This window comes from Salinibacterium sp. GXW1014, assembly GCF_044769865.1.
Classification (GTDB): Bacteria; Actinomycetota; Actinomycetes; order Actinomycetales; family Microbacteriaceae; genus Homoserinimonas.
This window is the reverse complement of record NZ_JBIZWA010000002.1, coordinates 77708-92747: the sequence shown is the minus strand read 5'-3', so window position 1 is coordinate 92747 and position 15040 is coordinate 77708. Positions and strand designations below refer to the sequence as shown.

The 15040-nt window shown below is 68.5% G+C and carries 18 protein-coding genes; 8 read left to right on the top strand and 10 right to left on the bottom strand.

What is annotated here, in order from left to right; all coding sequences use genetic code 11:
* Nucleotide 1: 1 nt before the first annotated feature.
* Nucleotides 2–238, bottom strand: coding sequence for a hypothetical protein (locus ACIQK7_RS10195; RefSeq protein WP_403024295.1), 237 nt, complete (start codon nt 236–238; stop codon nt 2–4).
* Nucleotides 239–416: 178 nt separating this feature from the next.
* Between ACIQK7_RS10195 and ACIQK7_RS10190 the strand changes: the two genes are divergently transcribed.
* Genes ACIQK7_RS10190 through glpK form a run of 4 tightly spaced genes read left to right on the top strand, consistent with a single transcriptional unit; the run spans nt 417 to nt 5714 of the window.
* Complete coding sequence (locus ACIQK7_RS10190; protein ID WP_403024292.1) at nt 417–1337, top strand: SDR family oxidoreductase; 921 nt, start codon at nt 417–419, stop codon at nt 1335–1337.
* A 22-nt stretch (nt 1338–1359) separates the two neighbouring features.
* Complete coding sequence (gene zapE / locus ACIQK7_RS10185) at nt 1360–2469, top strand: cell division protein ZapE (RefSeq protein ID WP_403024289.1); 1110 nt, start codon at nt 1360–1362, stop codon at nt 2467–2469.
* Between the two features lie 9 nt (nt 2470–2478).
* Nucleotides 2479–4191, top strand: a complete 1713-nt coding sequence (locus ACIQK7_RS10180) for a long-chain-fatty-acid--CoA ligase (RefSeq protein ID WP_403024286.1) — start codon at nt 2479–2481, stop codon at nt 4189–4191.
* A complete protein-coding gene (glpK, locus tag ACIQK7_RS10175) occupies nt 4191–5714 on the top strand; it encodes a glycerol kinase GlpK (protein ID WP_403024283.1) in 1524 nt (507 codons plus the stop codon). The genes ACIQK7_RS10180 and glpK overlap by 1 nt, the downstream gene beginning before the upstream one ends.
* Before the next feature lie 39 nt (nt 5715–5753).
* Here the strand turns inward: glpK and ACIQK7_RS10170 are convergent, their stop codons facing one another.
* Both ACIQK7_RS10170 and ACIQK7_RS10165 read right to left on the bottom strand, forming a co-directional pair.
* A complete protein-coding gene (locus tag ACIQK7_RS10170; protein WP_325210469.1) occupies nt 5754–5927 on the bottom strand; it encodes a hypothetical protein in 174 nt (57 codons plus the stop codon).
* A 49-nt stretch (nt 5928–5976) separates the two neighbouring features.
* Nucleotides 5977–6831, bottom strand: a complete 855-nt coding sequence (locus ACIQK7_RS10165; protein WP_403024280.1) for a DUF3097 domain-containing protein — start codon at nt 6829–6831, stop codon at nt 5977–5979.
* A 127-nt stretch (nt 6832–6958) separates the two neighbouring features.
* On the opposite strand from ACIQK7_RS10165, the gene ACIQK7_RS10160 reads away from it, so the two are divergent.
* Nucleotides 6959–7414 (top strand): SRPBCC family protein, encoded by a 456-nt coding sequence (locus ACIQK7_RS10160; protein ID WP_403024278.1) that lies wholly within the window; start codon nt 6959–6961, stop codon nt 7412–7414.
* A 9-nt stretch (nt 7415–7423) separates the two neighbouring features.
* On the opposite strand, the gene ACIQK7_RS10155 is transcribed toward ACIQK7_RS10160, so the two are convergent.
* Nucleotides 7424–8569 carry an Rv2578c family radical SAM protein gene (locus ACIQK7_RS10155; protein ID WP_403024275.1) on the bottom strand — a complete coding sequence of 382 codons (1146 nt, stop codon included), beginning with the start codon at nt 8567–8569 and terminating at the stop codon, nt 7424–7426.
* Here ACIQK7_RS10155 and ACIQK7_RS10150 point away from each other — a divergent pair.
* Nucleotides 8460–8948 carry a GNAT family N-acetyltransferase gene (locus ACIQK7_RS10150; RefSeq protein WP_403024273.1) on the top strand — a complete coding sequence of 163 codons (489 nt, stop codon included), beginning with the start codon at nt 8460–8462 and terminating at the stop codon, nt 8946–8948. The genes ACIQK7_RS10155 and ACIQK7_RS10150 overlap by 110 nt on opposite strands.
* A 20-nt stretch (nt 8949–8968) precedes the next feature.
* Here ACIQK7_RS10150 and ACIQK7_RS10145 read toward each other — a convergent pair whose 3' ends face one another.
* Both ACIQK7_RS10145 and ACIQK7_RS10140 read right to left on the bottom strand, forming a co-directional pair.
* Nucleotides 8969–10486: a methyltransferase gene (locus ACIQK7_RS10145; RefSeq protein ID WP_403024270.1), complete on the bottom strand. Its 1518-nt coding sequence runs from the start codon at nt 10484–10486 to the stop codon at nt 8969–8971.
* The gene (locus tag ACIQK7_RS10140; protein ID WP_403024267.1) at nt 10476–10904 is read right to left on the bottom strand and encodes an ankyrin repeat domain-containing protein; all 429 of its coding nucleotides are present in this window, start codon (nt 10902–10904) and stop codon (nt 10476–10478) included. Before ACIQK7_RS10140 ends, ACIQK7_RS10145 begins: the two co-directional genes overlap by 11 nt.
* Before the next feature lie 72 nt (nt 10905–10976).
* Between ACIQK7_RS10140 and ACIQK7_RS10135 the strand changes: the two genes are divergently transcribed.
* On the top strand, nt 10977–11552 hold the full coding sequence (locus ACIQK7_RS10135) for a YdeI family protein (RefSeq protein ID WP_403024265.1): 576 nt from the start codon (nt 10977–10979) through the stop codon (nt 11550–11552).
* A gap of 8 nt (nt 11553–11560) precedes the next feature.
* Here ACIQK7_RS10135 and ACIQK7_RS10130 read toward each other — a convergent pair whose 3' ends face one another.
* Together ACIQK7_RS10130 and ACIQK7_RS10125 are read right to left on the bottom strand one after the other, a co-directional pair.
* The gene (locus tag ACIQK7_RS10130; protein ID WP_325210478.1) at nt 11561–12298 is read right to left on the bottom strand and encodes a membrane protein insertase YidC; all 738 of its coding nucleotides are present in this window, start codon (nt 12296–12298) and stop codon (nt 11561–11563) included.
* Nucleotides 12299–12424: 126 nt separating this feature from the next.
* Nucleotides 12425–12718, bottom strand: coding sequence for a hypothetical protein (locus tag ACIQK7_RS10125; protein WP_403024262.1), 294 nt, complete (start codon nt 12716–12718; stop codon nt 12425–12427).
* A 122-nt stretch (nt 12719–12840) separates the two neighbouring features.
* On the opposite strand from ACIQK7_RS10125, the gene ACIQK7_RS10120 reads away from it, so the two are divergent.
* The gene (locus tag ACIQK7_RS10120; protein ID WP_403024259.1) at nt 12841–13890 is read left to right on the top strand and encodes a zinc-dependent alcohol dehydrogenase family protein; all 1050 of its coding nucleotides are present in this window, start codon (nt 12841–12843) and stop codon (nt 13888–13890) included.
* 13 nt (nt 13891–13903) lie between these two features.
* Here ACIQK7_RS10120 and ACIQK7_RS10115 read toward each other — a convergent pair whose 3' ends face one another.
* Nucleotides 13904–14635, bottom strand: a complete 732-nt coding sequence (locus tag ACIQK7_RS10115; protein WP_403024256.1) for a DUF4097 family beta strand repeat-containing protein — start codon at nt 14633–14635, stop codon at nt 13904–13906.
* A 105-nt stretch (nt 14636–14740) separates the two neighbouring features.
* The gene (locus ACIQK7_RS10110; protein WP_403024254.1) at nt 14741–15034 is read right to left on the bottom strand and encodes a DUF503 domain-containing protein; all 294 of its coding nucleotides are present in this window, start codon (nt 15032–15034) and stop codon (nt 14741–14743) included.
* Between the last annotated feature and the right edge of the window lie 6 nt (nt 15035–15040).

Below are 15040 nucleotides of genomic sequence, written 5' to 3'. Positions count from 1 at the left end.
CTCAGGCGATGCGCCGACGCGCGCTCTCGTAGGTCGCGAACTCTCCCACGATGGCACCGTTGCGGTCGGTCACCCGATAACCGGCACCCCATAGCTCTTCGATGAGCCCCATGAATTCCTTGCCGCGCTTTGCGACCCAGACCCCCTGGCCCATCTCCTTCCAGGTGATGGACTGTGCCTCGGTGAGTCGATCTCCGCCCACCGTCCGGAACGTGCTCTTCTCCGCCAACGACGTCATGCCACTCACCATCACCCTCAATGCATGCCGAACTCAACAGCCCCGCAGGGCCGGTGAGAACCTCCGGCAGTCGCGACCCGATTCGCGACGTTGCCGTCAACGTACCCCCGACTGGGGGACACATCAACAGGGAAACCGCTGGGGGCCGCGAAGTTCACGCAAGCGTAACCTCGCCGCCATGAGCGAGAACACCACGAACCCAGGCCAGACGTCATCGCAGAACGGCTCGAATGAGGATCCCCGCTCTGCCTACCGCGAAGAGGGGTTCCCGGAGCAGGATCTCTCCCAGCCGGGCACCACTGACGAGACGATGCCCACTCCCGACCACGGGGAGGACAGCTATGTCGGCACGGGACGCCTCGAGGGGCGCAGGGCACTCATCACGGGTGGCGATTCCGGCATCGGCCGCGCGGTCGCGATCGCCTTCGCCCGCGAGGGGGCGGATGTCGCGATCACCTACCTGGAGGAAGAGACGGAGGATGCCGAGTCGACGGCGGAGTTGATTCGTTCGGCGGGGCGTCGCGCGCTGCTCCTCCCCGGTGACCTGCGCGATGAGCAGCACAGCACCTCGGTCGTCGAGCGCACGATCGGCGAGTTCGGCGGGCTCGACACACTTGTGCTCAACGCGGGCTACCAGAAGAACCGTGAATCGCTTGCAGAGCTGCCCACCGAGGAGTTCCGCCGCGTGTTCGAGACCAACCTCTACTCGATGCTCTGGATCGCACGCACGGCGCTGCCGTCGCTCAGCGCTGGTTCGACCATCACGGTGACCTCGTCCATCCAGGCATTCAACCCCTCGCCCGAACTGATCGACTATGCGATGACGAAGGCGGCGCAGGTGGCCTTCGTCAAGGCCCTCGCCCAGGAGGTGGGCGAGAAGGGCATCCGTGTCAACGCGGTTGCGCCGGGCCCAATCTGGACGCCCCTGATCCCGGCCACGGGATGGCCGAGCAAGCTTCCCGAGTTCGGGCAGGACACTCCCCTGGGTCGGGCCGGCCAGCCTGCCGAGCTGGCACCCGCCTATGTGTACCTCGCGTCGGAGGACGCGAGCTACGTGTCGGGCGCCGTGCTGCCGGTGACGGGCGGCAAGGGGCTCTGAGCGCAGCAGGTAGCGTGGGAGGGTGAGTCCCTCCCCCGCTGCCCCTGACATCCGTGCGTCGATCGAGTCGGCGGCACACGCGGCCGGACACACGCTCGACGAGCACCAGCTGCAGGCGGTGCACGCGCTCGCTGAGTTCGGCGCTGCGCTCGGCGAGACGTCGGATGCCCCGGGCCGCGGCCTCTACCTGTGGGGCACCGTCGGACGGGGCAAGACCTGGCTCGCGGACGCCTTCGTCTCGGCGCTGCCGCCGAAGGGCATCCGGCGACTGCACTTCCACTCCTTCTATCGGCAACTGCACGCCAACCTCTACCGGGATGGCCGCCCGCGTGCGGGAGCGATCGACGAGGCGATCGACACGCTGCTCGACCACGTGAACCTGCTGTACTTCGACGAGTTCCACCTGCACGACGCCGGCGACGCGACGCTCGCGCTGAGGGTGCTGCGGCGCATCGCCGAGCGCGGCATTCCGCTGCTCGCCACCTCGAACTACCCGCCGAGCGGACTGCTTCCCGACCCGCTTTTCCACCACCTCTTCGAGCCGGGCATCCGCCTCATCGAGTCGACGATGCAGGTCGTCACACTCGACGGCACGACCGACTACCGCCGTCGCGAACGGCCGGAGGAGCGCCGTCAGGGTTTCGCTCGCGGCAGCTGGGAGCCATACGGCCTGCGGGCAGAGCCGACGGCTGGAGAGGCCCACGAACTCCGCAGCAGCGGCAAGGGCGTGACAGCACGACGAGCGGATGATTCGGAGCTCTGGATCACCTTCGCCGAGCTGTGCGAGCGCCCGACCTCCCCCAGCGACTACTTGGAGTGGGCCGAGCGTTGGTCGACGTGGGTCGTGGAGGGCGTGCCCCGGCTCACGACGTGCTCGCCACAGGCGCGCCAGCGCTTCCTCAACCTCGTCGACGTGCTCAACGACCGCGGCGTCGCCGCGAGCTTCCTGAGCGAGCTGTCGCCCGAGGAGGTGCTCGAGGGCACCCCCGTGCCGACCGAACGTGGCGCGGTTGCCGACCGCGAGGAACTCGGCCTCGGCGTCGACGGCCTGCCCATCGACGTCGCGCGGACCGCCAGCAGGCTGGCCTTGCTGCGCCGCCCCGTGGCATCCTCTGCCGGCATGCGTGACTAGGCTGTCGGAGTGAACGAGCACTCCTCCCCTTCGAATCCCCCGCGCCCCTGGCTCGCGAACTACGCACCGGGAGTGCCGCACGAACTCGAGCTCCCGAAGGGCAGCCTGCTCGACATCGTCGAGAACTCCGTGCGCGAGTTCCCGGATGCACCCGCCCTCGAGTTCTTCGGCTCGACGACGAGCTACGCCCAACTGGGCGAGCAGATCGACCGGGCCGCTGAAGGGCTTCGTGCCCTCGGCGTGACGGCGGGCGATCCGGTCGCACTCGTGCTGCCGAACTGCCCGCAGCACATCGCCGCGTTCTATGCCGTGCTGCGACTCGGAGCGATCGTCGTCGAGCACAATCCGCTCTACACCGCGCGAGAGCTGCGTCACCAGTTCGAGGACCACCGCGCCAAGGTCGTGATCGCCTGGGACAAGGTCGTCGAGCACATCCAGGCGTTCCCCGCCGATGTCGCGGTGGATGCCATCGTCTCGGTCGACGTGACGCGCGCCATGCCTGCGCTCACCCGGGCGGCGCTCCGTCTGCCGGTGCCGCGCCTGCGCGAGACCCGCGCCTCGCTCACGACGGCCGTCTCAGGCACGACGCCATGGCACGAGCTGTTGACCTCGGACCGCATCAGTGGCGACGTGCCGAAGCCGACGATCGACGACGTCGCGGTCATCCAGTACACGAGCGGCACGACCGGGCACCCCAAGGGCGCCACGCTCACGCACCTCAACCTCGCGGCCAATGCCGCGCAGGCCCGCGCCTGGGTGCCCTCCGTGCCGCGCGGTGAGGGCTGCGTGTTCTACGCGGTGCTGCCCATGTTCCACGCCTACGGGCTCACGCTCTGCCTCACCTTCGCCATGAGCATGGGCGCACGCCTCGTGCTCTTCCCGAAGTTCGACCCCAACCTCGTGCTCAAGGTCATGCGCAAGCGCCCCGCCACCGTACTCCCTGCCGTACCGCCCATCTACGAGCGACTCCTCACGGCCGCGAAGGAGCAGGGCGTCTTCCTCGAGGGGGTGCAGGTGAGCATCTCGGGAGCCATGCCCCTCTCGACCGCCCTCGTCGAACCGTGGGAGGAGGCAACGGGCGGCTACCTGAACGAGGGCTACGGCCTCTCGGAGTGCTCCCCCGTGCTCATGGCGAACCCGGTCTCGGAAGCACGCCGCGCCGGCACGGTCGGCCTCCCCCTGCCCGACACGGAGGCGAAGGTCATCGACCCCGACGATCCCTCCGTCGAGCTTCCCCTCGGGGAGCCGGGTGAACTCGTCGTGCGCGGCCCGCAGGTCATGAGCGGCTACTGGAAGAAGCCGGAGGAGACGGCCGCCGTCTTCGTGCCCGACCCCGACGGCGGCGCGCCCTGGTTCCGCACGGGCGACATCGTGACGATCGACACGGGCGGCTTCGTCACGATCGTCGACCGCATCAAGGAACTCATCATCACCGGCGGCTTCAACGTGTCGCCGAGCGAGGTCGAGGAAGCCGTCAAGACCCACCAGGACATCGTGGACGCGGCCGTCGTCGGCATCCCGAACGAACGCAACGGCGAGGAGGTCGTGGCCGCCGTCGTGCTGCGCCCCGGTGCCACCTTCGACGCCGAAGCCGTGCGCACGCACGTGCGTCCGCTGCTCACGCCCTACAAGGTGCCGAGGCGCGTGATCGAGGTCGACGAACTGCCGAAATCCCTCATCGGCAAGACTCTTCGGCGAGTGGTGCGCGATAGCCTGCTCTGATGAGCGACGACGCCCGATACATTCTCGCGATCGACCAGGGCACGACGAGTTCTCGAGCCATCGTCTTCGACCGCTCCGGGGCCGTCGTCAGTGTCGGACAGAAGGAGCACCGGCAAATACTGCCGCGAGCGGGATGGGTCGAGCACGACGCATCCGAGATCTGGAACGGCGTGCGCGAGGTCGTCGGCCAAGCGCTTTCTCGGGCCGATATCACCCGCCACTCGATCCATGCGGTCGGCATCACGAACCAGCGCGAGACAACGGTCGTCTGGGATGCCAAGACGGGTCGACCGATCACGAACGCGATCGTCTGGCAGGACACCCGCACCCAGGGCATTGTCGAGCGACTCGCGGCTGACGGGGGCCTCGACCGCTTCAGGGAGGCGACGGGCCTGCCGCTCAGCACCTACTTCTCGGCGACGAAGATCGCCTGGATCCTGGAGAACGTCGAGGGCGCGCGCGAACGGGCCGAGCGCGGCGAGCTGCTCTTCGGCACGACCGACACATGGGTGCTCTGGAACCTCACGGGCGGCGTACGCGGCGGAGTCCATGCGACGGATGTCACCAATGCGAGCCGCACGCTGCTGCTCGACCTTCGCACGCTCGAGTGGCGGCCCGACATCCTCGACGCCTTCGGCATCCCCGCCTCGATGCTGCCCGAGGTGCGCAGCTCTAGCGAGGTGTACGGCACGGCGGGGCCGTCGAGCCTACTGCGCGAGACGCCGATCGCGGGCATCCTCGGCGACCAGCAGGCGGCGACGTTCGGCCAGGCCGCCTTCGACGCGGGTGAGGCCAAGAACACCTACGGCACGGGCAACTTCCTGATCGTCGGAACGGGAACGGAACCCGTCATGAGTGGCAACGGCCTGCTCACGACGATCGCGTACAAGCTGGGCGACGGCGAGCCCCACTATGCGCTCGAGGGGTCCATCGCCGTGACGGGCTCCCTCGTGCAGTGGCTTCGTGACAACCTCGGCATCATCTCGAAGGCCGAGGAGGTCGAGTCGCTCGCGCTGAGTGTCGACGACAACGGCGGGGCGTACTTCGTGCCGGCCTTCTCCGGTCTTTTCGCTCCCCACTGGCGACCGGATGCCCGTGGTGCCCTCGTGGGCCTGACCCGCTTCGTCAACAAGGGGCACATCGCCCGTGCCGCACTCGAGTCGATCGCGTTCCAGACCCGCGAGGTGCTCGACGCCGCGACGGCAGACACCGGCACGCGACTCGAGGAGTTGAAGGTGGATGGCGGGGCAACCGGCAACGACACGCTCCTGCAGTTCCAGGCCGACGTCCTCGGCCTCCCCGTCGTGCGGCCGGAGGTGGGCGAGACGACGGCGCTCGGCGCCGCCTATGCCGCTGGCCTCGCGACAGGATTCTGGAGCGACCTCGACGAGCTGCGGGCGAACTGGCGCGAGGGAAAGCGCTGGGAGCCGACGATGGAGGCGGCCGAGCGAGACAGGCTCAACCGCAGCTGGGACAAGGCCGTGCTGCGCACCCTCGACTGGGTGGACGAGGACGTGAAGTGAGACCGGCGCTCAGCCGATCACTCCGCTAATCCGATACGGCTAGCGGTCAGCGCGCTTCAGCACGTGGGCGGGGATCGCAACCGCCAGGGAAACGGCGAGGATTCCGCCGAGGAACGACACGAGCTCGAGGCCCTCGATCTCCGGCGCGTACCCCATGAGGACCAGGCCACCGGCGAAGATGACGAAAGACAGCACGAAGGCGACGATGTTCATGCCTCGACTCTACCGCGCCGAGCGCCCCAGAGGCGTCACGGCTCCTACGCTATTCGGCCGTCACGAAATCGATGAGTTCCTCGACCCGGCCGAGCAGCACGGGCTCAAGGTCTGCATAGTTGCGCACGGTGCCCAGGATGCGCTGCCAGGCGCGGGCGATATCGGCCTGTTCCTCGTGCGGCCAGCCGAGGGCCTCGCAGATGCCGTGCTTCCATTCGATGCCCCGAGGGATGATGGGCCACGCGTCGAGGCCAAGGCGGGCCGGCTTGACCGACTGCCAGATATCGATGAAGGGATGCCCCACCACGAGCACGTTCTTGCCGTGCGGTCCGCGCTGCACCGCGTCGGCGATGCGCTGCTCCTTCGACCCCGGCACGAGGTGGTCGACCAGCACGCCAACGCGCCGCTCCGCCGTCGGCCGGAAGTCGCGGATGATCGACTCCAGGTCATCGACACCCTCGAGGTACTCGACCACGACGCCCTCGACGCGCAGGTCGTGGCCCCACACCTTCTCGACGAGTTCCGCATCGTGGCGACCCTCGACGAAGATGCGGCTCGCACGCGCGACGCGGGCCGTGTGGTCGGTCACGGCCACCGAGCCTGAGGCGGAACGCAGCATCCCGCTCGGCGCCGTGCGGGCGGGTGCCGTGAGCACGACGGGTTTGCCCTCGAGCAGGAATCCCGGGCCGAGCGGAAACAGTCGCACGGCCCCCTTGAAGTCCTCCAGCTGCACGTGTCGGCCATCGATCCCGACGACAGCGCCGCAGTATCCGGTGTCTGCCCACTCGATCACGAGGTCGTCGACCGCCTCGACCTGCGGCGGCGGGGTTGGCCTTCTGCGTCGCGAGAAGTCAGCGAGCACGTCGGAGCTGTAGCGGTCGGGGCCGAAGAGGTCGTCACTCACCCAGAGAGGCTATCCCCTTGCTCCGCGATCGCTGTGAATAGGCACAGCCCTCAGCCAGGTCTGACTAACGTCCGAAGCCGGGAGCCACTCCCCATCCCAAGGCTCACCACTATCGAAGGAGCAGGATATGGCACAGGTAATCGAGACCATCGACGTGGACGTGCCCGTCAACACCGCGTACAACCAGTGGACGCAGTTCGAGTCGTTCCCCCACTTCATGAGCATGGTGAAGAAGATCACCCAGACGACCGACGAGGTCACCCACTGGGAGGTCGTGATCGGCGGTCAGGAGCGCGAGTTCGACGCGAAGATCACGGAGCAGATTCCCGACGAGCGCATCGCCTGGAACAGCATCGGCGGCGACGACAACCACGCCGGCGTCGTCACCTTCCACAAGCTCACCGATACCTCGACGCGTGTCACAGTGCAGCTCGACTGGGAGCCCCAGGGCCTCGTCGAGAAGGCTGGAGAGGTGCTCGGGTTCGACGACCGCTCGATCAAGGCCGACATGAAGAACTTCAAGGAGTTCATCGAGGGCCGTGGCCGCGAGACCGGCGCCTGGCGCGGCGAGGTCGACAACTGACGACAGGCCTCAGAAGAGGGTTGGCTGCGCCATTGCCCGAGCGGCGAGGCCCGGCGGCAACTCCTCTGAGATGAGCGACGGCGGGCTCACTGCCGTCGCGCCGACACGGGCGAGTTCCTTCGGGAGCTCGCCCGTTCGTCGTGTCGGCACGCTCTCGCCTTCGAGCGCGCTCGACATCACGCCGCCCGTGGCGGGATCCTCGAGCCCCCGCTGCAGGCCGTGCGCCCTGATCAGCGGATGGATCTTGGCTGCGAGCCACTTGCGGTACTCCTTGGGCGCGTAGGTGCCCCGCGAGTACATCGAGCGGTATCGCCCCAACAGCTCGGGATGCTCCCGCTCCAGCCACGCGAAGTACCATTCCTTGACGCCCGGCTTCAGATGCAGCGCAGAGTAGGTGACCGAGGTGGCCCCTGCCTCACGGATGCGACGGAGCGCCTCATCGAGGTGCGCGCGTGTGTCGGTGAGGAACGGCAGGATCGGCATCATGAAGACCGTGCAGCCGAATCCGGCCTCCCGCGCCGCGGTCACGGTCGCGAGCCGTGCAGCAGCCGTGGGCGTGCCCGGCTCGACCGACTGCTGCAGTTCGTCGTCGTAGATTGCGATCGACATCGCGAGGTCGACCGGCACGTGCTGCCGCGCCTCAGACAGGAGCGGGAGATCGCGACGCAGCAGCGTGCCCTTCGTGAGCACCGAGATGGGGGTGCCGGATGCGGCGAGCGCCGAGATGATCCCCGGCATGAGCCGGTACCGGCCCTCAGCCCGCTGGTAGGGGTCGGTGTTCGTGCCGAGGGCGACCGGATGCCTTCCCCACGACGGCTTCGAGAGTTCCTTCGTGAGCACCTCGCCCACGTTGACCTTCACGATGATCTGCGTATCGAAGTCCCGGCCCGCGTCGAGGTCGAGGTAGTTGTGGGTGGGCCGGGCGAAGCAGTAGGTGCACTGGTGCAGGCATCCGCGCATGGGGTTGATCGTCCACCCGAAGGGCATCTTGCTCTGGCCTGGCACCCGGTTAAGGGCGGACTTGGCGAGCACCTCGTAGAAGGTGATGCCGTCGAACTCGGGCGTGCGGGTCGTGCGCACCAGGTTGTTCAGGCGGGCAAGGCCTGGCAGGGCATCCGCCTGTTCCTCGTTGATCTCCTGGCCGCTCCAGCGCATGCGCCCATTAGAACATATGTTCGAATCATGCGCCACCACCCAGCCGGCGTGTAGGCAGAGAGGTGAGGATGGGCGTATGAGCGACGCGACCGTGATCCCCAACGAGCAGGCCCACCACTATGACCTCACCCTCGACGGCAAGGTCATCGGCCATATCAATTACCGCGACGACGGCGACCGTCGCGTGATCCTCCACACGAAGGTCGACGACGACCAGACGGGCCAGGGCTATGGCACGAAGTTGATCGTGGCTGCGCTCGACGACATCCGGGCACAGGGCAAGCGGGCCGTGACCCTGTGCCCCATGGCGGCGGCGTATGTGGCGAAGCACGACGACTACCGCGACATCGTCGATCCGCCCCACGTCCTGGACAGTTGAGCCTCAGAGCGATATAGCTCTCAGCTGAAGTGCAGGAAGCCTGTGAAGGCGAGTTCCCGTACGCCCGGGAGCACCTCTGCGAGCAGGCTGTCGGCGTCGACCTCCAGGAGCTGCGCGATCGCAGCCGTGATGGCTCGGATGCTCAACTCTCCATCGCACGCCCCCACCACGGCCGCGAGCGCCGTATCGACCTGGCGCGTCCTGCCGAAGCCTCCCCCCTGTCGCAGGGTCATGACGGTGGGATGCTCGTCGCCCGGCCAGTAGTGCCGCTCCTCGGTGACGTCGCCCGCGAGCGTGAGCCGGGCATCCGCGAGCCGCTCGTCGCCCAGCGCGGTGAGGATGTCATGCGTGCGAAGTGAGGTGGCGATCGCCTCCCCCAGCGCCGTCGAGCCGAGCGGGCCGTGCAGGCGCTCGAGCCTGCGGAGCGTCGGAGCGCCCTCGCGCGGCCGGCGCAGGGTGAGATAGCCGAAACCGACGCGGTCGACGCCGCGCTCCGCGAAGTCGTCGAGCCATGCCGAGTACAGGCGGTCGAAGTCGTTCGTGCCGGGTTGCGTGCCACCGTCGCGGATCCACGTCTCTGCGTACTCCTCCACCGACTGCACCTCGCGCTCCACGACCCAGGCGTCGAGCCCCGATTCATCGATCCAACGGCCGACGCGGTCGAGCCCGTCTTCACCGGCCCGGTACTCCCAGTTGCCGAGCAGTTGGGCGATCCCGCCCGGCTCCAGGTGCTCGCCGACGCCGCGCACGACCCCCGCGACGAGGTCGTCGCCGACCATGCCGCCGTCGCGGTACTCGTAGCTCGGCACGCCCTCCATGCGAGGGGTGATCACAAAGGGCGGATTGGAGACGACGAGGTCGAAGCGTTCGCCCGCGACGGGCTCGAAGAGGCTTCCCTCCCGCAACTCCACCGTCTCGATCCCCGCAAGGCGGCTATTGAGGCGTGCGAGCTCGAGCGCACGGCTCGAGATATCGGTGGCGACGACGCGGTCGGCGTGCCGGGCTGCATGGAGCGCCTGGATGCCGCACCCCGTGCCGAGGTCGAGCACGGAGCCGACCCGGTCGCGCACCGTGAGGCCGCTGAGCGTGCGCGACGCTCCCCCGACACCGAGCACATGGCCCTCCGGGATCGCGCGGCCGAGCGCCAGCTCGCCGAGGTCACTCGCGAGCACGAAGCTGCCTGCACCGTGTGCGTCGATGAAGTCATAGGGGCGCACGTCCAGGCGCGGCTTGACCTCATCGCCGACGCGGGCGACGAGCCCGAGCCGTTCCGCGCCCGCCGTGCCCAGCATGGGCAGCGCGGCGTCGAGCCGCTCGACACTCATCGGAAGGCCGAGCACGAAGAGCCTTGCGAGGGTGCCTGCGCTCGATTCGTCACTGTCGAGCGCGCGAAGGGCGGGCACGCGCTGCCCGCGGAACAACGCGGCATCCGCTTCGGGCCCCCACAGCGCCGTGAGGGTGTCAACCGTGAATCGAGCGGACGCGAGGTCGGAACGCAGCGCCTCGATGAGCCGGGCGTCGCCCTCCTCAGTTGCCACGGGGTCCCGCGGCGTGCTTCTCGAGCAGCTCGACCATGTCACTGATGCCGAACTGGCGCGCGATCTCCAGTGCCGTGTGGTTGCCGACGTCAGGGTCTGCCCCGGCGTCGAGCAGCGCCTGGGCGATCTGCGCGTTGTTCCGGAACACGGCGCACGCCATGGCCGTCTGCCCCATGTCATTGACCCGATCGGTGTCGGCGCCGCGCTCCAGCAGGGCCAATACGGTCTCCGGATGCTGGTGGTAGGCCGCGAGGATCAGCAGCGAGTCGCCCTTGGCGTTCGTCAGATTGACGGGCACTCCCCCGTCGATGAGCGCTGCAAGCTCCTGCGTGCTGCCGGAGCGGGCCATTCCGAAGATCGACTCGATGAGCTCGAGTTCCTCGGCGGTGAAGCTGGGCGTGCCCGCACTGTCGTCCACGTGTCTCCTTCTGGTCGTCCTTCCACGGTACTCGCGCTCGGTGATGTCGGCTGCACGCAATAGCCTGTCGTCGTGGTCGCACACAACGACAAGCCCGTGCTCTATCCGCACACCGCCGAGGAATGGGAGGCGTGGCTCGACGAGCATGAATCCTCCCACCCGGGGGTGCGCCTGCAGTTGCGCAAGAAGGCTTCCACCAAGCCCGGCATCCGCTACCCGGAGGCGCTCGATGTCGCCCTCTGCTTCGGCTGGATCGACGGCCAGCTCAACTCCCTCGACAGCGACTTCGTGTTGCAGTCCTTCACGCCCCGCAGGCCCAAGAGCGTGTGGTCGCAGCGCAACCGCGATTACATCGAGCGACTCACGGCGGCGGGACGGATGCGCCCGGCCGGCATCGCCGCCGTCGAGGCCGCGAAGGCGGACGGCCGCTGGGATGCTGCCTATCGCGTCGCGACGGCGGAGACACCCGCAGACCTCCGGGCCGCGCTCGATGCCTCGCCCGTGGCATCCGCTGCCTTCGACGCGCTGAGCTCGCAGAACCGCTTCGCGATCATCTTCCGCACGAACGATGCGAAGCGCCCCGAGACGCGCGTGCGCCGGATCGCACGCTTCGTGGAGATGCTCGAGCGCGGCGAGACCCTCTACTGAGCAGGCCGTCACCCGGAAGCCAGCACTCGCCGAAGGATGACCCGCTCGCCGAGCGTCCAGCTCGTGCTGACCGCAAGGTAGAGCGCCGCGGCGAGCGGCACGACCGCCGCGACGACCACGGTCGCGAAGGCCAGCCAGCTGAGCGGCCCGTCGGGTGCGAGGGCGCCCGGGATGTCGCCGACCACGGGCGCGGAGGCCGCGAAGCGGATGGCGACGAGGCGCGAGAGGAAGGCGACGACAGCGATGACGCCCATCACGAGCGCGTGGGCCAGGAAGCCCGCGCCGCTGGAGACCGCCGCGACGAGGGAATCGCCAAGGGCGGTGCCAAGGAAGGAATCATCGAGCAGCACATTGGCGTGACCGTTGATGACGGCGAAGGCGAAGAGCGCGTAGACGGTCGAGAGCACTGGCGCCTGCAGCAGCAGGGGAAGGCATCCGGCGAGGGGCGAGGCCTTCTCCTCCGCATAGAGCGCCATCGTCTTGCGCTGCAACAGCTCGGGGTTCTTGGAGAAGCGTCGTCGCAGCTCCGCGAGCTTCGGCGCGAGACGACGCCGGGTGTACTCGGCGCGCACCTGGGACACGCCGACGGGGATGAGGAGGGCGCGCACGATGACGGTGATGAGCACGACCGCCAAGGCTGCCGACATTGCCCCGGCGATGGGGTTCAGCAGTTCTGCGAAGGCGAGCACGACCGAGTAGGCGGCGTCGAGCACGGTGGAGAAAGGGGCGAGAGAGGTGAAGTCCATGAGGGTTTCCGTTCAGCATCGAAGAAGGGACGCCGGATGGGGCGTCAAGGGGCACGCAGGCGTGCAGGCCGCGCGCGAGGGTCGCGTCGCGGCACGCGCAACGGCAGGGATGGATGTCCCGCGGGGCTACGCGGAGAGGAGCGCTCCGGGGGCGCGACTGCGCGGACGACCATCGGTCGTCGGATGCTGCGGCTCGGGTGAACGGTCGAGCGCCTGACGGTGGGCCCGTGCGCGGCGGCCGATGCCGGGAACCGTGGCCTCCGCGCTCGGGCGTGAGGCCAAGCGACGCGCGACGTAGCCGAGCACAAGCGTCGTCGTGATCGCCAGGACGACCGTCATGGGCTCGCTCGGCACGGCGGCGAAGGCGAGGAAGACGAAGGTCATGGTCGCGACGAGTCGCTGCATGACGGCCGATTCCACTGTTGCCTCCGCGTGATCTGGTGACTCGAGGCTAGCGCACGCAGCCGCGCCCGCGGCAGGGGTCAACGGGGTGCCGCAAGCGGTATGTCTCCTGCAGATCGCGACTGCCTAGACTGCTACGCATGCGAGCAACGATGATCCATGGCGAGCGCGATGTGCGCCTCGAAGAGGTACCGGAACCCACCATCCTGACCCCTCGTGACGCGATCGTGCGCGTCGTCGCCGCCTGCGTGTGCGGCTCCGACCTGTGGTCGTACCGCGGCGTGGAGAAGGTGCGGGAGCCACGGCCGATCGGCCACGAGTTCATCGGTGTCGTGGAGGACACGGGCACCGAGGTCTCGCACATCGCCGTCGGAGACTTCGTGATCGCGCCGTTCTACCACTGCGACAACACCTGCGTGAACTGCCGCAACGGCGTCACGACCTCATGCCAGCACGGCGGCTGGTGGGGCGCCCCCGATCGCGAGGGTCATCTCGCCAGCGGAGCCCAGGGCGAGCGCGTCAGGGTGCCGAACGCCGACGGCACGCTCGTCGTCACCCCGCGGCATCCCGATGAGGACCTGATCCCGAGCGTGTTGACCCTCGCCGACGTCATGGGCACCGGCCACCACGCGGCAGTCTCGGCCGGCGTCAGCCCCGGTAAGACGGTCGTGGTCGTCGGCGACGGGGCCGTCGGGCTCTGCGCCGTGCTCGCCGCGAAGCGACTCGGCGCGAGCCGAATTGTCGCGATGTCGCGCCACGAAGACCGCCAAGAGATCGCCCGCGAGTTCGGCGCGACCGACATCGTGGCGGAGCGTGGCGACGAGGGGGTCGCTCGCATCCGCGAGCTCTTCGATGGGGTCGGCGCCGACTGCGTGCTCGAGTGTGTCGGCACCAAGGAGTCGATGGACCAGGCGATCCGCTCCGCGCGGCCCGGCGGCATGGTGGGCTACGTCGGCGTGCCCGCTGGTGGCCCCGAGTTGCCCGTGCGGCGTCTCTTTCAGAGCAACGTCGGCGTGCGCGGCGGAGTCGCCCCCGTGCGCGGTTACATCGAGGAGCTCATGCAGGAGGTGTTCGCGGGCACCATCAACCCGGGCCGCGTCTTCGACCTGCAGCTTCCCCTCGAGGAGGTAGCGGAGGCCTACGCGGCGATGGACGAACGCCGGGCCACGAAGGTGCTGCTCCGCCCCTGACCCCGAGCGCGCGTCAGCCGCGAAGCACCGTGATGGAGCCGTTCGAGGTGCGCAGATCGAAGCGGATGTCGGCATCCGGGTCGCTGCCCAGGTCGTTCGAGGTGCCGCCATTGCTGGTCTCGATGTCGATGCGGTAGTCGCCCCTGGGTGCGGTGAGGGTGATGGATCCGTTCGAGGTGTGCGCCGTGACATCCGCCGTTCCGTCGGTCTCGAGCTCGATGGAGCCGTTGGACGACTCGGCCTCGACCGTACCGTCGCTGAGCGCGCGCCCTTCGATGCGCCCGTTGCTCGTCTTGGCGTGGACCTCGCCCACGATGTCGTCGAGCGTGATGCGGCCATTGGATGTCTTCACGTCGATATCGCCGAGGTTGCTCACGTCGATCGCACCGTTGCTGGTGGCACCGCTGACGGGGATGCGCGAGGGCACCTCGACCGTGTAGCTGACCGAGCACTGCGGGCCGCAGTCCTCGAGGACGAGCACGCCTTCCCTGACCCGGTGCGAGTCTTCGTCGGGCAGGTCGAAGCGATACCGCAGTTCGCGGTACACCGTCACCGCGTCGAGGTCGTCGACTCCGAGGATCGTCACGCTGCCGGAGTCGCCATCGAACTCGACCGCGGTGATCTTCTCGTCGATCGCGATGGTCTCGTCGAAGGTCTTCTGCGGCAGGAGTACGCATCCGCTGAGGGTGACGAGGGAGGCCGCGACGAGGGAAGCGGCGGCGGCGATGCGGGCGGGGCGGTGCATGGTGACTCCTTCGGGTGCTGGTGCCGGTGGGCGCGACTCGAGCGTAGGGCGCAGCACGGCAACGCCGATATCGGGGTCTCCCCCGATTCTGGCCTCAGGGTCGCGCTACGCGTCGTCGCTCGAGTGCAGCGTCCTGCGCACACTCAACAGTTCGAACTCCGGATGCTCGGCCACGACGTCTTCCGCACGGTCGAGCACCTCGCGCGCGCGTGCGGCGCTCGACGACACCGCCGCGGCACCCACGAGGGCCCGGCGATGCAGGTCGAGATACCCCACCTCGGCGACGCTGATGTCGAAGCGGCGCAGTTCCGCCACGAGGGGGCGCACGATCGACCGCTTCTGTTTGAGGGACCGCACGTCTCCCAGCAGGATGTCGAACTCGGCCGCCGCGATCCACATGCCGAC

What these genes read in the sequence shown, in the direction of transcription:
- ACIQK7_RS10195 (WP_403024295.1), bottom strand. Translation starts at nt 238, where the DNA reads ATGACGTCGTTGGCGGAGAAGAGCACGTTCCGGACGGTGGGCGGAGAT.
- ACIQK7_RS10150 (WP_403024273.1), top strand. Translation starts at nt 8,460, where the DNA reads ATGCCGTCGAACTCGGGCGTGCGGGTCGTGCGCACCAGGTTGTTCAGG.
- ACIQK7_RS10110 (WP_403024254.1), bottom strand. Translation starts at nt 15,034, where the DNA reads ATGTGGATCGCGGCGGCCGAGTTCGACATCCTGCTGGGAGACGTGCGG.
- ACIQK7_RS10160 (WP_403024278.1), top strand. Translation starts at nt 6,959, where the DNA reads ATGGCACAGGTAATCGAGACCATCGACGTGGACGTGCCCGTCAACACC.
- ACIQK7_RS10130 (WP_325210478.1), bottom strand. Translation starts at nt 12,298, where the DNA reads ATGGACTTCACCTCTCTCGCCCCTTTCTCCACCGTGCTCGACGCCGCC.
- ACIQK7_RS10120 (WP_403024259.1), top strand. Translation starts at nt 12,841, where the DNA reads ATGCGAGCAACGATGATCCATGGCGAGCGCGATGTGCGCCTCGAAGAG.
- ACIQK7_RS10190 (WP_403024292.1), top strand. Translation starts at nt 417, where the DNA reads ATGAGCGAGAACACCACGAACCCAGGCCAGACGTCATCGCAGAACGGC.
- ACIQK7_RS10170 (WP_325210469.1), bottom strand. Translation starts at nt 5,927, where the DNA reads ATGAACATCGTCGCCTTCGTGCTGTCTTTCGTCATCTTCGCCGGTGGC.
- glpK (WP_403024283.1), top strand. Translation starts at nt 4,191, where the DNA reads ATGAGCGACGACGCCCGATACATTCTCGCGATCGACCAGGGCACGACG.
- ACIQK7_RS10155 (WP_403024275.1), bottom strand. Translation starts at nt 8,569, where the DNA reads ATGCGCTGGAGCGGCCAGGAGATCAACGAGGAACAGGCGGATGCCCTG.
- ACIQK7_RS10115 (WP_403024256.1), bottom strand. Translation starts at nt 14,635, where the DNA reads ATGCACCGCCCCGCCCGCATCGCCGCCGCCGCTTCCCTCGTCGCGGCC.